Below are 15,760 nucleotides of genomic sequence, written 5' to 3' on the forward strand. Positions count from 1 at the left end.
ACGGCCCAAAAATCCCCTCGGGATGGGCCGTAGTGACCCCGCGTTACTGCTTTAAGCCGGCCAGGCGTCCTGCCGGGCCAGCTGGGCCGTGAACTCAGCCTCCGGCAATGGCTTGCCGAAGTAGTAGCCTTGTCCGCTCGTGCAGCCAATACTTCGGAGCGCTTCAGCCTGCTCGGCCGTCTCGATGCCCTCCCAGACACCGTCGAGGCCGCAGGAGCGGATCACCTGCTGGATGGCAGCAAGGAAGCCGAGCTGCGTGGAATCCTTGCCCAGTTCCTTCACGAACTGACGGTCCACTTTCACGCGGTCCACGGGAAGTTTCCGGAGGTAGCCCATGGACGAATAGCCCGCGCCGAAATCGTCGATTTCCAGTCCCACTCCCAGCCTCTGCAGGCTGGCCAAGGTGTAACGGTCCAGTTCATTGTTGTGGATGATGGCGCTCTCCGTTAGCTCAAGCACCAAGGACTCCGGGGCCAGGGACTCCTCCGCCAAGGCCTCGCTGACGTCGTCCACGAACTCAAGGCTTTGCAGGTCTGCGGCGGAGACGTTGATCCGCATGGAAAAGTCGTGGCCCGCGGTGGCAGGATTCTGACGCCACTCGCGCAGTTGCCGCACGGCCGTCCGGAGGACCCAGCGGCCCAACTCAGCAATGAGGCCCGTGGCTTCGGCCACCGGAATGAACTGGTCCGGCATGATGAGGCCATGCACGGGATGGTTCCAACGGACCAATGCCTCGGATCCCTCGATCCGGCCCGTGGCAAGCTCCACGATCGGCTGGTAATACAGGACCAGTTGCTCCGAACGGATGGCGTCGCGGAGTTCCCCCACGATCTGGCGTTGAAGCTGCCGGGCGTGCAGTGTTCCCGGGTCGAACACCTTGAGCTTGTTCCGGCCCTCGTTTTTCGATTCCTCCATAGCCAGGTCGGCTTCCTGGAGGAGGTCCTCGGCGCTGTGGTGTGCTTCGGCGATCCGCAGGCCCATGCTCGCCCCGCACCGGACGGAGTTGTTTCCCAGGTCGATGTTTGGTTCCAGGGCGGCAAGGATGCGGTTTCCGACGGCGGTGGCCCGGCTTTGCGGGGTGGCCGGCAACAGCACGGCGAACTCGTCGCCGCCCAGGCGGGTGACGACGTCGTTATCGCGGACGGCCGACCTAATGCGCATGGCGACCGTCACCAGGATCTGGTCCGCGGCGGCATGGCCGGCCGAGTTCTTCAGCGCCTTGAACCCGTCCAGGTTCAACAGGAGCAGCGCTGGCGGTGCGGCACCCTGGGCCGTGGCAGCCTGGGCATCGTTGTAGGCGTTGATCAACGCCAGGCGATTGCCCACCCCGGTCAGGGCGTCGGACAGGGTGTCCCGGCGCTGTTCGTAGCGGGCCTGGTGCAACTCCTCCATGAGGTCCTGGATGTGCCGTTCCAGCCTGCCGATCCTGGGATCCAGGCCTGCTGGAGAGCCGGACGAAATGCTGGTCACGACTCTTCCAGGCGGCGCAACGTGGTGTCGGCAACTGCCTGTGGTTTGGAAACGGGGTTCCTGCGCTCGTCCAGGAAAAGGCGGTAGGAGGCGATGTCCAGGCGGCCGTCCGGTTCTACCTTGTACCCTGCCCGGTAAACGTGGGTGATCCAGGACCCGCCCAGGATGGCTTCGATCCAAGCGTCGCATTCGGCCAGCGGCAGGTGAACCCGGCTGCCTGTGTTGCGGCGGTGCCCTGCGATGGACACTGTGATGCAACTGCCCTTGAGGCCTCTGTCCGTCGTGAACCGGGCGAGTCCTTCGACGTCGGCCACTATGGTCAGGTTGGCGTTTCCGTCCTCGACCGACTGGACTGGACTCATCCGCACTGACCGGCGGCCGGCGTTCAGGGACGGGATTGCCGCTCCTTGGTATGGTGCGCTGGTGATGTCCTGCCTGAAAGCGGACAACTCGTGGTTGTGCTGGATCTGGATCCTGGTGGTGAGTTCATTCATGATCGTGCCTCATCCGCGATAACGGCCGCCTGCAGGCGGTCTGCTCCGACAATCCGGTTTCTTCCTTGTGCTTTGGCGCTGTACAGGGCCGCGTCCGCTACCTCGATCATGAAAGTGAGGTCCGCGGCAGCGTTGGGGCTGGACGTGACGCCGTAACTGATCGTGGGGAACGTGACGCCTTCGGGAACGGCCGTGGCGGCCATGCGGCGACTGATCTCGCCGGCGATGTTCTCGGCCCGTTCCTGGGTGGCCCCCGGGAGGAAGAGGATGAATTCCTCGCCACCGTAACGGGCTATGAGGTCGGTGGACCTGGCAGAGGCAGTGCAGGCCGCCGCGAAGGCTTTAAGGGCGACGTCCCCCGTGCCGTGTCCATACTCATCATTGACGGCTTTGAAGTGGTCGAGGTCCGCCAGGATGATCGCGACGTTGGACTCGGTGGCACGCAAGCGTTTGAGTTCGCCAGTGGCGAGGTCCAGGAAGGTTCCACGGTTCAGCAGGCCCGTCAGGTGGTCCCGGGCGGCCCGTTCCTTGAGGCCCTTGATGAGCTGGTCACTGGTCAGTGCCGTCATGCTGAAGGACACGGTGACCAGCAGGACCATGGACACGAGCCCGGATGGTGCGGGCCCAAAGTATGTTCGGAAAGTAGCGCCGGCGGGACCTTCCATGGCGTAGACGGCCCAGCGGCCCAGATAGTAGAGGGCCAGCAGGCCAGCGGCCAGCGAGAGTGCCTTATGCGCCTGGGAGTGGGAAGACTTGATGAGCCAGAGGTCGGTGGCCGCCAGTGCGATGCCCGCTGTCATCATGGCCAGGTAAACAAAACCCCCGGACCACACGTTGGTTGCGGGTTCTTCAAGCATGGAGGCAATGGCCGTGATTCCGGGGCCCGCCGCCAGCTGCCACGGCGCTGTTTTCAGGTCCCGCAACGACCTCGCTCCGGCCCACACACTGAATGCGCCGGCAACCACCAGGACGTTGCCCACCGGGTTGGCCCACTGCTGATGGGTGGTGCCGTTGAGGAGGAACGCCGCGTTGCCCACCATGAATTCCAGCAGGGCAATGCTCCACCAGCCTGCGTAGGGTGAGCGGGTGCGGTAGAAAGATGCGCAGAAAAGTGCGAAGAGCGTCAGTGTGACCACACCCAAGGCCACCCGCACAGAGAATGCGTCGAGAACCATGGCCCAACCCCCTCAGCTGGTGATGCATCGGCCTTTGAGCCCAGTGTGATGTGGCTCGCTCAACCTCACTGCGGCATTACCTCAAGATTGGCTCAAGATCCCTGGCTTCAGGGCGGCTTCTCACCCGGCCCAGTGGCCGTCGTCGTGGAATTCCGCTTCCAGGCCGTGAGGTGTCTTCTCCCACTTGTGGGGACTCGTCAGCATCTGCCACGCGGCCCGCCAGGCGGCCACCGAGTGCAGCACCCAGTAGAAGGGGTTCAACAACGCGAAGATGGCGATCCGCCAGCCATGGCGACGCAGCGTGGCAACCCCGGAGACGATGATCATCATGGCGTTGCCGAACAGCATGGACACCACACCTCCCGCCAGCAGCCATTGGGGCAGTACCAATCCAACAATGTCGTAGCCGATGTACGTGACCACGGTGAACCCGACCACCAGCGGATAGGCCAGGAAAGCCAGCGGTGTGCCCAGGATCAGGCCGAGGAAGCCGATGGTGCCGGCGATCCCGGTGCTCTTGACGTAGCGCAGCGAGTTCCTTGTGTTGACGGCGGAGGTCACCATGTAGCCCTTGATCCACCGGGTGCGTTGCTTGATCCAGGCGGGAACCTGCGAGCAGGCTTCTTCCCACGTGGTGGAGTCAATGACGCCCACCCGGTACACCTCCACAGCGGCACGGAGTCCCAGGTCGGCATCCTCCGTGACGTTCCAGGGGTCCCACGCACCGACTTCCTTGAGCAAGGAGGTGACGAAGTGGTTGGAGGTCCCTCCCAACGGCAGAGGAATCCCGGAGTTGTCCAGCCCGGGAAGCATGGAGTCGAACCAGTGGGTGTATTCGATGGTGAACATGCGGGTGAGGACGTTTTGGTCTGCGTTGAAATAGTTCAAGGCTGCCTGGACACAGATGAGGGGTTTGCGGTCCGGGTTGAGGTGTTGCCGCTCGAACTCGTCCTTCTTGAACGCTGCGATGGATGCCCGCAACTGGCCCGGATCCGGACGGTCCTCGGCGTCGTAGATCACCACGTACTCCCCCCGGGCGAAAGTCAGCCCGTAGTTGCAGGCACGGGGCTTGGTTTGCGGCTCGCCCTTGGGCACGATCAGGATGCGCACGTACTCCGGCGGCCTGGAAGCTTTCGCGGCGGCGATGGTCTCGGCGTCGTCCTCTTCCAGGAGCACAAGGACGTCAAGCTTGGAGCGAGGGTAGTCCAGTTGCCCAAGGTTGACCAGAAGTTTGTCAATGATGTTGGCCTCGCGGAACACCGGAACCAGGATGGTGTAGATGGGCAGGTCTGCATCAGGAACCCGCTCTTCCGCCAGGGGTGGGAGTCCACGGCTGGCCCGTTCCCTGTTCCTGGCGTTGGCCACTGCGGCCTCATGCAGGCTGTCGAAGGGCCGGCGGAGGCTCGCCAGGGACTTGAAGGCGATGCTGACCAGGAACACGATGTTGGCCGCTGCCAGCAGCACGACGACGGCGGTCAGCGGGGACACCACGAACGCCGCCACGATGCCTGCCACGAGGACAACCGGGAGGAGTCGCTGCCACCGCGTCAGGGCCGTGCGCGCAGATTCCCCCGGGCGTTCTTCGGCCAAGCGTTCGGCCGATTCATAGAGAAGGTGCCGACGGAACGATCGCTGGATGGATTGGTTGATGTCCCAGTCGGTGGTGGTGCGGAACTCGACAGCGGCGGCCCCGAACGTCAAGGCTGCTTCGTGCGCAATGGCGTCCGTGGGTGCCACTGCGGTGGCTATGGTGAGGACATCCCCTTCCATCCGCCACGGCAACCAGAAGGGTTCCCCAAGCTCGCTGTAACCGAGCATCTCCATAAGTGCGTCATCCGCCGGTTCAGCCACCAGGTCAACCAAGGGGGCCTGCCACTGCTGGGCCAGCACTTCATAAATCCGACGGCGGTCCAGCCCCGCTTCCAGGATCAGGTGCCGGCCGAGCAGCCCGCCTTCAGCTGCGGCCCGGTCAAGTGCCCGCTGGAGTTGCTCGGGGGTCACGAGCCCTGCTTCGAGCAGTGTCTGGCCGATTGACTTCCGGTTCAGCCGCTGCTCCGCAACGTGGGATGGAGGTGTCATCAGTGTGAGGACCTTTCATAGATCCGGTGTGTTGGCGTGGAGAAAGCGACTGAGTAACGCACGGTGAATCCGGGGTCCTTCACCATGGCCTGGTACACCAAGTCGGTGGGGCCGGAATCGCGGGCACCTGAGCCTGCCTCCACATTAACGAAGACCCACTTGGCGTACTTCGCCGGATCCTCCAGGGCGGGGGCAAAGTAGTCGCCGGACGCGCGGTTGTAGATTTCCTTGAGGGGAATTCCCATGACGGGAAGGATCGCATTGCCGCGGGCGCTTTCATCCATGAGGATTCCTCCGGACTCATAATGGGCGTTGAGCCAGCGCGCTGCAGCGGTTGAATTGGTGGTGGATTCCGCGGACATCCGGCCTTCTGCCAGAACGGCCAGGCGAGCAGTCGGGTCCTCATTCCACCACAGGTTCTGCCCCACCAGTCCTGCCAGCAAAGCACCGACCACCCAGGGCCTGAACCGCCGGGCCCGCGTGATGTCCTGGACGAACACAGCCACCAGGATCGCCACCAGCGGCAAGGCCGTCAGTGCGAATCTGTTGTTCCACCACGTGGACGGCAACGAATGGTCGTTGTTGATCGCGGTTTGGCCCAGGAACAGGCTCAACAACGCAAAGGCGTAAGCACTGCCGGTCACCGCCACCAGCAAGGTACTGTTCGCGAATCCCCGCCTGAAGACAAGCACGACGGCGCCGCACGCTGCCATCGCGAGGACCAGGACGCCGGCTGTCTCCAGCAGCGACCAATGGAAAGTAGTCAGCGTCAGTCCCAGGTTGCCCTTGGTAGGCAACAGGCCGCCGTCGGTGATGTTCTTCTGCTGGGCGTAGGCGGAGTACTGCCCGAACATGAACTCCAGCGGGTTGCCGTAGATGGCCCAGTTGTAGGACACCCACCACAGCACGGCGGCTGCGGGAATCATCACGTAACCACCGGCCATGATGAGTGCCTCGCGCCAGGCGCCAGTGCGGCGTTTGGCGACTATGAGCACGAACACGGTCCCCGTCATGACCAGCGCCCAGCCTTCGTACCTCGAGAGCACGGCGGCCGCCGACGGGATGCCGGCGAAGACAGCGAGTTCACCGGCGCTCATGCGGCGACGGCTGGTTGCCCAATGCGCCAGGCCTGCCATGCCGCCCACGATGCACATGATCAGCACGGGCTCGGTGAGGGCCGTGGTGTAGACGTACAGGACCGCGGGGTTGGCCAGGACAACCAGAGTGGTGGCCAGTCGGCCGGCCCGCCCCAACCCCAGCCGGGCTGCAATCAGGTACAGGCCCGTGGTGGTGGCTGACAAGGCCAGGATTCCCAAGAGCCCGGCCGCCCACCCCGTGCTGAACAACCACATGTTCACCACGAATGGTGCCAGCAGCAGGTGGGGCATGGGCAACCAGACCGTTCCCAACTGCTCGAAGCCCGGAGCCTTGCTGTCGAAAATCCGGCGTGCGATGGTCAGATGGCTCTGGGCGTCCGAATAGTCCAGGTTGGTGCCGTGCCCGATCGTGTACAGGCAGGCGAGGTAACCGACCACGGCCGACAGGAGTGCGACGATCCTGGTCCCCGGAACCTTGCGGCCGGCAACCGGGGCGTCGAGCCGTTCCCATGCCCGGGCGAGCAAAGCCAGGGCTCCAGGCACTGCCTCCTTCCGGTGGCCGGCACGACGCGTGGCGAGGCTAGTTGCCATGGCCCGGTTCGGAAGATTTCAGCTCAGCATCCACGTAGGCCTGCGCTTCCTTGGCACGCCTCCTGGCCAGCAGGGTGCGCAGCGCAAACGCGAGCCCGAGGACCAGCACGGCTCCGCCGATCCACCAGGCGTACGGACGGTAGTCATCGGTGACAGCCTTCTGCGGAACAACGACGTTGCTCTCCAACAACACCGGCGTACCGGACGGTTGCGTCACCAGGAGGTTGCGGGACAGGGAACCCCAGCCGCCTTCAACCCCGCCCACATGCGCGGCCAGCGATCCTTGGAGCGCAGCAGCTGCCGCGGCGTCGCCTTCGGGGGCCCACGCACCCAGCAACAGCAGGTTGCGCCCGCCCTGCTCAAAAGCTTCCAGCACGCCATAGGGGGCGGAGACGCCCACGCCATATTCGACGTCGTCAGGTGAGATCGTGCGGAACTCCGCCAAACGCAGGGGTGCTGAGAGCTTGTTGGCCACCTCTGCCGTGGCACCCACCACCAGCCCGGATTCACTCGATCCGGCCAGTGAATCGATGCCCACCACCCGGGTGTCCAGCAGCGAGGCACTGTCCCGCTGGAGGGCAGCGATCAGGGTGGCGGCGTTGAGGGTGTTCGCCTGGGCGTTCCCGTCGCCGAAAGCTACCGGAACGCTCTGGCCCAAAACCTGCGGGAAACGCGCGAAACCGGCCTGGGTGGAGTCACCGCGGACAGCCGTCACGGTGCTGCCCGCCGTATCCAGCGTGACTTCCATGGGCATGACGCCTGCCGGTCCGGAACAATCGCCGCCGGCGGGGAGGGCAGCCAGCCGGATCCGCAAGCCGTTCTTCGCCTGGAGCTGGCCGGCTGGAACCTCAGCGTCCACACTGAAGGTGTCGCCGCCGTCGAGGTTCCTGGAACTGAGCAGGTAGTCGTTCCAGAAAACTGAAAGCTGCGCCTGGGCGTTATTTGGCACGGCCGTGTGGGTTCCCTTGAGCTGGACCTTCACCGAGGAAACAGGTCCGCCGAACTGTGATTGCGAGATACCAACATAGGATTCCGGGGTGCCATAGCCCGAGAGCTTGAGCGTGGTGCTCCCGAGGTCCTTGATGGTCTGGGTCAGGCCCTGCGCGGCGGGCAGCGCCGAGGTCAGGCCGGTGACCGACGGTGTCACTGCGAGCGCGGTCTTGTCGCTGGCCAGGGCCCTGGCCGCGGTACGGAGCTGTTCCTCGTGGCCGCTAAGGACCAGCTGCGGCAGTCCCGCGGTGGTGGTGAGCTTGGTGGCAACCTCGCCCTGGTCGGCGACGACGCTGAGGATTCGGCTGCCGGCGGGCAGGTTCGCCACGCGCGCCGCCAGCTCACCTTCCGGAACCACAGTGACTGCGGCGTCCGGATAACGGTGCGACATCGCTGCCGAGGCAGTCATGATGGCCGCCGACACATCGGAGCCAGGATCCGCCGGGACGGGAAGAACGACGGCGGGCACGGACGCCGGGAAGAACTCACCCACTGTGGTGGGTGCTTTGGCGGTCCCGCTGAAGTCCACCACCGTGTTGTTCAGGGTTGCCGTGGCGTTGGAGAGCACGCACATGGTCTGGGTTGCGGGAACGATTTGAAGGCCCACGGTCAACTGCTGGTCCAGCACGTCGGAATTGCTGACAGCGGCATCGAGGGCAATGTTGGCAGCAGCGGCAGTCTCCAGCACAACACGGCCGTTAACCGTTGCCCGGACTGTGCCCTCCAGCTTCCCGGACACCACGATTGTTCCCTTGACCCGTGTGGGCTCCAGGCCCGAAGCCACCGGAACCACCAGGACCTGCTCCGACTGCCCTGCGAGGGCAGAAACGCTGGACGATGCCTTCAGGGTTGATCCCTGGGAGGGTGCAGCGACTGCCGCCGGAATGGTGGCCGCAGACAGGGCCAAAGCGGCAGCGAAGGCGAGCGTCACCGCCGCGGCACGGTAACGGGTATGGGGTCTGGTTCGGGCAGGGGCTAAGGGCACGATGTCAGTCCTGGTAACTAGCAGCGAATGAGTCCGTCAGCCTCTTGGGCCAACCTCATAGACACTGCCAAGTCCAACTCAAGGTGCCTTGCTGCGTTTCCTCAAGATTCCATCAAGTCCTTGCCGTTCCATCCCACTGACCTGCGGTGATAATGAACTATGTGGATCGGTTGGATCGAGTTCGACGTCCTCTTGGGCGATGTCCATAGCTTGAAGGAAAAGCGCTCGCTGCTGCGGCCCCTGGTGGCGGAGCTGAAACGGCGTTTCGAGGTTTCGGCCGCAGAGACCGGGTTCCAGGACCAGTATCGTCGCGCCCTGATCGGCGCGGCACTGGTGGCCCCGGACAACGTGCATCTTCAGCAAGTGCTCGACGCCGTTGAACGGTTCGTGGCTGCCCGGCCCGAGTTTGAGCTGCTGAGCGCCCGCCAGCGGGAGCTGCACAGCGAGGACTAGTAGCCAGTCTCAAGGATCCCCGGATGCTCCCCGTCCCCGCTGCCGCCAAGCCCCGCGGATTAAGCGATGGTCAGCTCGCCCATTCGGTCCCAACCGCTGCCTTCGAACTGCCGGCTGATGATGTGGGGAGTCTCCACCAGGGCCTGGGGCATGTCCGCCATGGCCTTCTTGAAGTGCTCGCTGTTGACGTGTGCCTCGGCCGCGTCATCCTGGAATGCTTCCACCAGCACGAACTCATTCGGGTTCTCCACACTGCGGGACCAGTCGAACCACAAGTTGCCGGGCTCGGCGCGGGTCGCTTCGGTGAAGTCGGCCACCAGGTCCAGCCAACGCTCGGACCACTCAGGCTTGACGTTGAACTTAACCACAATGAAAATCACGGGCTGCTGCCTTTCGTTGGACTACTGATCCGTTCCAGTCTTTCAGAGTTAACGGCCGACGGCGGCCCCCACCGGAAGGTGGGGACCGCCGTCGAACGCTGTTTTTGGCTTGGTTGAACTACTTGGAGGTGCCCTGCGATACGGAACCCTGCAGCTGGCGCTGGAAGATCACGTAGACAATGAGCACCGGAATGACTGTGACGCTTACGGCCGCGAACAGCGCACCGTAGTCCACCGCGTAGCCCATCTGGCCGGCGAAGGCCGCGAGTTCCTGGGAGAGGACACGCGGACCGGCAGCGTTGATGGACACCGGGATGAGGAACTGGTTCCACAGGCCCAGGAAGTTGAAGATGGCAACCGAGGCGAGGCCCGGCTTGGCCATCGGCAACATGACCTGGAAGAACGTCCGCCACTCCCCTGCTCCATCAAGGGCTGCGGCCTCTGTAATTTCGTGGGGCAGCGACTTGAAGAAGGAGAACAGGAAGAACACGGTGAACGGAAGCGCGAAGCCCACGTAGACCAGGATCAGCCCGGGCAGGGTGTTCAGCAAGCCCATGTTCTTCAGGACGAAGAACAACGGGACCATGGCCAGGAAGATCGGGAAGGTCAGGCCGGCGAGCATCAGGTAGTAGATGGCCCTGCTGCCCGGGAAGGTGTAGCGGGCGAGGACGTAGGCACACATGGCGCCCAGAACCATCACGATCACCAAAGCCACGGCCACAACGATCACCGAGTTCAGGAACGCACTGCCGATCCCGGCTTCACTCCACGCTTTGACGTAGTTGTCCAGCTTCCATTCGGCCGGCAAGGAGAACGGTGATGCGAAGATCTCGCTGGACGTCTTGAAGGAGGACATGAAGGTCCACAGGAGGGGCAGGATGACGATGAGCGTCCAAATGGTCAACGCCGTGTGCGAAACGGCTCCCACCACTTTGTCGCCCGTCGAGGTGGCCGGTGTCCGCGGCTGGAAGTGCAGCGACTTCATCTCGGGTGTCGAAACTTTGGTACTCATTACAGGCTCACATCCTTATCGCCGCCGGTGAGCTTGTTGACCGCGAAGACCAGGCCGGAGAAGATCAGGGTCGCGATGGCAAGCACAACGCCCATGGCGCTTGCGAGTCCGAACTGCCCCTTGCTGAATGCGGTGAAGAACAGTTGCTGTGCCATGACCAGAGTTGAGTTGTCCGGACCACCGCCGGAATTCAGCGCGGCCATGTAAACGAAGGCATCCAACGCCAGGATGCCCATGTAGATGTAGGCCGTCTGGATGTTGTCGCGGATCAGCGGGATGGTGATGGACACAGCGGTGCGGAAGCGACCGGCGCCATCGATCCTCGCGGCTTCGAAAAGCTCGGCGGGGATGCCCTTGATGCCGGCCACGAACAGCACCATGTAGAAGCCCACGAAGCCCCAGACGATCACGAACATGGTGGCAATCATCGCGGTGTTCTTGTCGCCCAGCCAGGCGAAGTCCTTGAACTGGTCCAGGCCCACGCCGGTGAGGATGCCGTTAAGAAGCCCTCCCGAGGGATCGTAGATCTGCCCCCACATGATGCCGATCGCGATGGCGGGGATGGTGTACGGGAAGAACGAGACCACACGGTAGAAGCTGGAGTTGCGCAGGCCCTTGATCTGGCCCTTGCTGCTGCCGCCAACCGTCACCAGGGACGCAAGTACCAGGCTCAGGATGATGGTGATGATCGGGAGGAAGATGACCAGGAGGATGTTGTTCCCCATGGCCTTCATGAAGATGTCGTCAGTGAAGATCTTGGCGTAGTTCTCAAGGCCGATGAAGTTCTGGTTGGGCGAGAAGCCCGACCAGTCAGTCAATGAATAGCCAAAAGCCTGGATAAAGGGCCAAATCACGAACAACAGGTAGATCGCCAGCGGCAGTCCGAGGAATACCGCAAAGAAACTGACCTTGTCCCACGTCAACGGCTTCCGCCGCCGCTTGATCACCTGCGGTGGGGCGGTCGCCGGAACGACGGCGGCCAGGCCGTCGCCGTTCCGGCTCTGCTGAGTTTTCACTGAAGTCACTTCACTTCGATCTTCTTGACCGAGCTGTCGTTACGGACCTTGTCGGTGATGTTCTGGAGTGCGGAAGTCAGCGTCGCGACGTCGGACTTGCCATCCAGGAAGGTGTTCCAGACAACCAGCTGGTCCTTGTTGGTGCCGTACAGGTCAATGAAGTTCCAGGTGTAGATGTGCTCACCGGCATCGCTGAGCATCTTCGTCTGCGAAACCAGGGCGGTTGAACCAAAGCCATCGGCCGGAACGGTGTCCTTGACGATGGTCGGCGCCAGCTTGGTCTTGGCGAAGTTGGTGGCTGCTTCCTTGGAGAGCATGATGCGGAGCAGTTCCTTGCCGCCGGCAGCGTTCTTGCCCTGCGAGGGGACAATGAACGGTTCGCCTGCAGCGCTGTGAAGTGCAGTCTGCGGCATCTTGGGGCTGGCAGTCACGGACGGAGCGGGAGTGCCCATCATGTTGAAGCCGGCCTTGGTCTGGTCCTTCATTTCGTTTTCGATCCACGAACCCGAGGGGTAGAACACGGCTTCCTGCGCGTTGCTCCACTGTGCCTGGGCGGCAGTGAACTGGGTGCCCGAACCGCCCGGTTTGAAGAAGCCGGCCTTGACGATCTTGTCCAGCGCAGTGAAGACGGACTGGATGGCCGGGTGCGACCAGCAATCGGCCTTGAGGTTCTCCAAGGCGAGGCGCACCTCGTCGCCGCCTTCCTTGATGGCGGACGCGATGGCCAGTTCCTGGTAGTACGTGGCGGCTTCCTTGCCCCAGACAAACAGGTACTTGCCCTTGGCCTTGGCTTGCTCGCCGAGGGCGTACATCTCATCCCAGGTCTTGGGAACGGTCCAACCGTTTTCCTTGAGGAGGGAATCCGAATACCACACTGCGTAGACGGTGAGCACGTAGTTCAAGGCGGCAAGCTTGCCGTCGAAGGTGCCTGGAGCCAGTACGCCGGTGTACAGGGTGTCCTTGATGACCTTGCCTTCGAGGTTCTTGGCCTCAACAAGGGGCGTGAGGTCCTCGAGCTGGCCGAGGATGGTGCTGAAGCCGATGGCCTTGGCGCCGGAGTTGTCGATCAGGTCCGGCGGGTTGCCCCCAACGAAGCGCGGCTGCAGCTCCTGGGCGATGTCAGTGGACGGGGCAATCTTGGCCGTGGAACCCGAGTGGTTCTTTTCGAAGAGCTTGCCCGCGAACTCGACGTAGTCGATGCCGTAGCCGCCCTTGAAGATCACGGCGTCCAGGGTGGCCTTGTCAGCCATGCCGAACGGGTTGGTGTCGGAGACAGTTCCTGTGGGACCTGCGGTTGTTCCACCGCCGCCCGCAGCACATGAAGCAATGGTTCCCCCCATAGGAACGAGGACAGCTGCGGCGAGTGCTCCGCGCAGGAATCCACGGCGACCAACGGACTGGTGCTGAACGTTCATTTCTAAACCCTCCAGTGACTCGTAGTGTCGACTGTTGCGGCAGGAACCGTTCAGTCAGACAGTCTGGGTTGGCGCTCTGGCAGCACCAACCTTCTGTGACATAATTCACCACGAATGATCGAAAATCAATATTTCGCGGCAGTTTCGATCAACATTTGTCAAAGCGTGATCTTTCTACGGACCCTCCGCGAGCGCCTTTCCGCACTCCGTGATCGCCTCCCGGGCGAGCGCCCTCTGCCGCTCAGTTCCCAGTCTTTCCGCCCATTGTTCGGCCAATTGGAACTCCACCATGGCCTCCGTGAGACGGTTTTTACCGCGCAGAAACGACCCCAAGCCCGCGTGCAAAGCAATCATCCAGCGCTTGGTTCGCTCATCGCGGGCGGAGGACGCATATTCCAAGCCGCTCCGCATCCAGACCTCGGCGTTGCCGGAGTCGGCGATGGAGAGCATGTGGAGCGCGTCAGCTTCCTCGAAACGACCCTGCAACCCGATGGCCCGCCCAAGCTGGGTGGCAAGCTCAGCCCGCTCATCGGCGTCGTACATTTCCTCAACCATGGCGGCACGGAACCTGGCTTCGGAAGCCGCCGGATCGCCAAACTTCCACAAGTGGTCAAGCGTCTTCTGATCCAGCATCAAACTGCTCCTGACCAGCCCATGGCTGTGGTCTCAAGGTATGCAGTATCAATCTATCCCCATGTCAGCACCATGGGGAGGGCTGTTATGAGGGCGTTACTTCCCGCGCGGAGCGGCCAGCCTGGCCCACCCCAGCTGTTCCTGTTGCTTGCGGCTGAGGGTGGCCACCACCAGGTCGTAGGAGTCCTCCACCATGTCCCGGACCATGTCGTCCGGGAGGGCGCCGTCCAGCCGGACACCATTCCAATGGGTCTTGTTCATGTGCCAGGCACCAGTGATTTCCGGATGGGCCGCCCTGAGCTGTTCGGCCAGCGCCGGTTCACATTTGAGGCTGACCGACCAGTTGTCCGGGTCCATGTAGGACAGGGCAAACATCTTGGCCTCGTGCCGCGCCCCGCCGGCAACAGCTGACCTGACCTTGAAGACGGACGCCTCGGGGCCAAACGGAAAGTCTTCGAAAGCGCCAGGGAAGCCCAGGCAAATCTCGCGCAAACGGGAAACATCCATAGAGTGAGCCTACTGGCGGGACGGCTCCGGAGCGAGCCCTCTTGCGACGCTTATGCGACGCCCTACGCGACGCCCAGGAAATCCTCCAACAACACCACTTCCAGCCCTGCCGCCAGCTGGGCGGCCCGGAATGCAGCGAGGTCCGCTGCAAACTCGGCCCGGAAATGCATCAGGACAATGTCGCCGGGACGCAGCGAGTCCCCCACCTGGTAGTCCATCTTTCCGGCGTTTGCCTTTGCCTCCCACGTGACCACCGCTTTCAGGCCCGCAGCCGCCACGGCCTGCCGCATCGCGTTTGAATAGGCTCCACCGGGTGGCCGGAACAGCGTGGGCTTGCGGCCATACTGTTGGACCGCGTACTCCTGCATCCCCACGATATCGTTCAGCTGCTGCTGATAGCCCCACTGCCGCACCATGTTGATGTTGTGTGTCACCGTGTGGTTCTCCACCAGGCTGCCCTGGGCCTTGAAGGCATTGAAGAACGCCGGGTTGTCGGCAATGGTGTTTTTGGTGAGGAACAGTGAGGCCGGGTAGTCGTACTCCGCCATGAGCGTCACGGATTCCGGGGTCTTGATGTTCCCGTCATCGATGGTCAGGAACACGATCGGATGCTTGGTGGGGATCTTGGTGATCACCGGCGCGAGCCCGCCGACAATCGGGGGCAATTGGTAGTCCGGGATGAAACTCCGCCGGATTCGCTTCGTCGCGGTCGGTGTTGCTGTTGGTGCGCCTGGAGCAGCCGGAACCTCGGGCGACCCGACGGCGGCATCCGGCGTCAGCGCCGTCGTCGTGCTTTCCGCGCCCTCACCGGGAGTGCACGCGGTGAGGCCGGCCGCGACCGAAGCGCCCACGAGACCGAGGAGAACCCTCCTGCTGGGCATGGAAAAGGGCATTGCAGAGTGGTCGCCAGTCATGGCTGTCCCCCGGGGCTAAAGAGATGAGTCAGCAGCAATCTAGCAGAGGAACCCGTCCCGGGATCACAGACCGTAATGCCAACCTTCACGCGCCGGGCAGGAGTTCACCACGACGTCCAGTCCTGCGTCCCTGGCACGCTGCGTTGCTTGGTCGTCAAAGACGCCAAGTTGCAGCCAGACAGCCTTTGCACCGATCGCAATCGCCTGGTCAATCACGGCCCCCACGCGTTGGGAGTTGACGAAGCAATCCACGACGTCGATGGGGTGTTTGGCGGGCGGAATGTCAGCCAAGGTTTTGTACCCCTTTTCCCCGTGCACGTCCTCGCCCTTGAGGTTGATGGGGATGATCTCCATGCCCATCGTGTCCCGGACGTACAGCGAAACATCGTAGGCGGAGCGCCACTCATTGCTACTCAAGCCCACAATGGCCCACGTGCCTTTTGTTCGCATCAACCGCTCCACGACGGCGGGATCGTTGACGTGCATCATGACCTAAGCCTACTCCTGCGCACAATCGGGCAGCTGGCCGAATAATCTGCATTTTCTGTC

Annotated in this window: 15 protein-coding genes; 1 reads left to right on the forward strand and 14 read right to left on the reverse strand. The window is 62.9% G+C overall.

Features of this window, described 5'->3' with window-relative positions:
* Positions 1–51: 51 nt before the first annotated feature.
* From LRQ04_RS15565 to LRQ04_RS15590, 6 genes are all read right to left on the reverse strand, one after another.
* A complete protein-coding gene (locus LRQ04_RS15565; RefSeq protein WP_235521259.1) occupies positions 52–1,470 on the reverse strand; it encodes a bifunctional diguanylate cyclase/phosphodiesterase in 1,419 nt (472 codons plus the stop codon).
* Positions 1,467–1,964, reverse strand: a complete 498-nt coding sequence (locus LRQ04_RS15570; RefSeq protein WP_235521260.1) for a hypothetical protein — start codon at positions 1,962–1,964, stop codon at positions 1,467–1,469. The genes LRQ04_RS15565 and LRQ04_RS15570 overlap by 4 nt, the downstream gene beginning before the upstream one ends.
* Positions 1,961–3,139, reverse strand: coding sequence for a GGDEF domain-containing protein (locus tag LRQ04_RS15575; protein ID WP_235521263.1), 1,179 nt, complete (start codon positions 3,137–3,139; stop codon positions 1,961–1,963). Before LRQ04_RS15575 ends, LRQ04_RS15570 begins: the two co-directional genes overlap by 4 nt.
* A 120-nt stretch (positions 3,140–3,259) precedes the next feature.
* On the reverse strand, positions 3,260–5,218 hold the full coding sequence (locus tag LRQ04_RS15580) for a glycosyltransferase (RefSeq protein WP_235521265.1): 1,959 nt from the start codon (positions 5,216–5,218) through the stop codon (positions 3,260–3,262).
* A complete protein-coding gene (locus LRQ04_RS15585) occupies positions 5,218–6,906 on the reverse strand; it encodes a glycosyltransferase family 39 protein (protein ID WP_235521267.1) in 1,689 nt (562 codons plus the stop codon). Before LRQ04_RS15585 ends, LRQ04_RS15580 begins: the two co-directional genes overlap by 1 nt.
* The gene (locus tag LRQ04_RS15590) at positions 6,896–8,827 is read right to left on the reverse strand and encodes a cellulose biosynthesis cyclic di-GMP-binding regulatory protein BcsB (RefSeq protein ID WP_235521269.1); all 1,932 of its coding nucleotides are present in this window, start codon (positions 8,825–8,827) and stop codon (positions 6,896–6,898) included. Before LRQ04_RS15590 ends, LRQ04_RS15585 begins: the two co-directional genes overlap by 11 nt.
* A 213-nt stretch (positions 8,828–9,040) precedes the next feature.
* Between LRQ04_RS15590 and LRQ04_RS15595 the strand changes: the two genes are divergently transcribed.
* Positions 9,041–9,334 (forward strand): DUF503 domain-containing protein, encoded by a 294-nt coding sequence (locus LRQ04_RS15595; RefSeq protein WP_235521270.1) that lies wholly within the window; start codon positions 9,041–9,043, stop codon positions 9,332–9,334.
* Between the two features lie 59 nt (positions 9,335–9,393).
* Here LRQ04_RS15595 and LRQ04_RS15600 read toward each other — a convergent pair whose 3' ends face one another.
* From LRQ04_RS15600 to LRQ04_RS15635, 8 genes are all read right to left on the reverse strand, one after another.
* On the reverse strand, positions 9,394–9,714 hold the full coding sequence (locus LRQ04_RS15600; RefSeq protein WP_235521272.1) for a putative quinol monooxygenase: 321 nt from the start codon (positions 9,712–9,714) through the stop codon (positions 9,394–9,396).
* Positions 9,715–9,832: 118 nt separating this feature from the next.
* Complete coding sequence (locus tag LRQ04_RS15605; RefSeq protein ID WP_235521274.1) at positions 9,833–10,726, reverse strand: carbohydrate ABC transporter permease; 894 nt, start codon at positions 10,724–10,726, stop codon at positions 9,833–9,835.
* Positions 10,726–11,742 (reverse strand): carbohydrate ABC transporter permease, encoded by a 1,017-nt coding sequence (locus tag LRQ04_RS15610; protein ID WP_235521276.1) that lies wholly within the window; start codon positions 11,740–11,742, stop codon positions 10,726–10,728. Before LRQ04_RS15610 ends, LRQ04_RS15605 begins: the two co-directional genes overlap by 1 nt.
* A gap of 5 nt (positions 11,743–11,747) precedes the next feature.
* Complete coding sequence (gene ngcE, locus LRQ04_RS15615) at positions 11,748–13,157, reverse strand: N-acetylglucosamine/diacetylchitobiose ABC transporter substrate-binding protein (RefSeq protein ID WP_235521278.1); 1,410 nt, start codon at positions 13,155–13,157, stop codon at positions 11,748–11,750.
* A gap of 174 nt (positions 13,158–13,331) precedes the next feature.
* Positions 13,332–13,790 (reverse strand): hypothetical protein, encoded by a 459-nt coding sequence (locus LRQ04_RS15620; protein WP_235521280.1) that lies wholly within the window; start codon positions 13,788–13,790, stop codon positions 13,332–13,334.
* A 96-nt stretch (positions 13,791–13,886) separates the two neighbouring features.
* Positions 13,887–14,297, reverse strand: a complete 411-nt coding sequence (locus LRQ04_RS15625; RefSeq protein WP_235521282.1) for an MmcQ/YjbR family DNA-binding protein — start codon at positions 14,295–14,297, stop codon at positions 13,887–13,889.
* 62 nt (positions 14,298–14,359) lie between these two features.
* A complete protein-coding gene (locus LRQ04_RS15630; protein ID WP_235521285.1) occupies positions 14,360–15,211 on the reverse strand; it encodes a polysaccharide deacetylase family protein in 852 nt (283 codons plus the stop codon).
* Positions 15,212–15,274: 63 nt separating this feature from the next.
* Complete coding sequence (locus LRQ04_RS15635) at positions 15,275–15,700, reverse strand: CoA-binding protein (RefSeq protein ID WP_235521288.1); 426 nt, start codon at positions 15,698–15,700, stop codon at positions 15,275–15,277.
* Positions 15,701–15,760 lie beyond the last annotated feature (60 nt).

The organism is Paenarthrobacter sp. AR 02, assembly GCF_021538675.1.
Taxonomy (GTDB): Bacteria; Actinomycetota; Actinomycetes; order Actinomycetales; family Micrococcaceae; genus Arthrobacter.

Excerpts from the sequence above, each read along its gene's own strand:
- LRQ04_RS15570 (WP_235521260.1), bottom strand. The coding sequence starts at position 1,964 with ATGAATGAACTCACCACCAGGATCCAGATCCAGCACAACCACGAGTTG.
- LRQ04_RS15575 (WP_235521263.1), bottom strand. The coding sequence starts at position 3,139 with ATGGTTCTCGACGCATTCTCTGTGCGGGTGGCCTTGGGTGTGGTCACA.
- LRQ04_RS15580 (WP_235521265.1), bottom strand. The coding sequence starts at position 5,218 with ATGACACCTCCATCCCACGTTGCGGAGCAGCGGCTGAACCGGAAGTCA.
- LRQ04_RS15585 (WP_235521267.1), bottom strand. The coding sequence starts at position 6,906 with ATGGCAACTAGCCTCGCCACGCGTCGTGCCGGCCACCGGAAGGAGGCA.
- LRQ04_RS15595 (WP_235521270.1), top strand. The coding sequence starts at position 9,041 with ATGTGGATCGGTTGGATCGAGTTCGACGTCCTCTTGGGCGATGTCCAT.
- LRQ04_RS15605 (WP_235521274.1), bottom strand. The coding sequence starts at position 10,726 with ATGAGTACCAAAGTTTCGACACCCGAGATGAAGTCGCTGCACTTCCAG.
- ngcE (WP_235521278.1), bottom strand. The coding sequence starts at position 13,157 with ATGAACGTTCAGCACCAGTCCGTTGGTCGCCGTGGATTCCTGCGCGGA.
- LRQ04_RS15620 (WP_235521280.1), bottom strand. The coding sequence starts at position 13,790 with ATGCTGGATCAGAAGACGCTTGACCACTTGTGGAAGTTTGGCGATCCG.
- LRQ04_RS15625 (WP_235521282.1), bottom strand. The coding sequence starts at position 14,297 with ATGGATGTTTCCCGTTTGCGCGAGATTTGCCTGGGCTTCCCTGGCGCT.
- LRQ04_RS15630 (WP_235521285.1), bottom strand. The coding sequence starts at position 15,211 with ATGACTGGCGACCACTCTGCAATGCCCTTTTCCATGCCCAGCAGGAGG.
- LRQ04_RS15635 (WP_235521288.1), bottom strand. The coding sequence starts at position 15,700 with ATGATGCACGTCAACGATCCCGCCGTCGTGGAGCGGTTGATGCGAACA.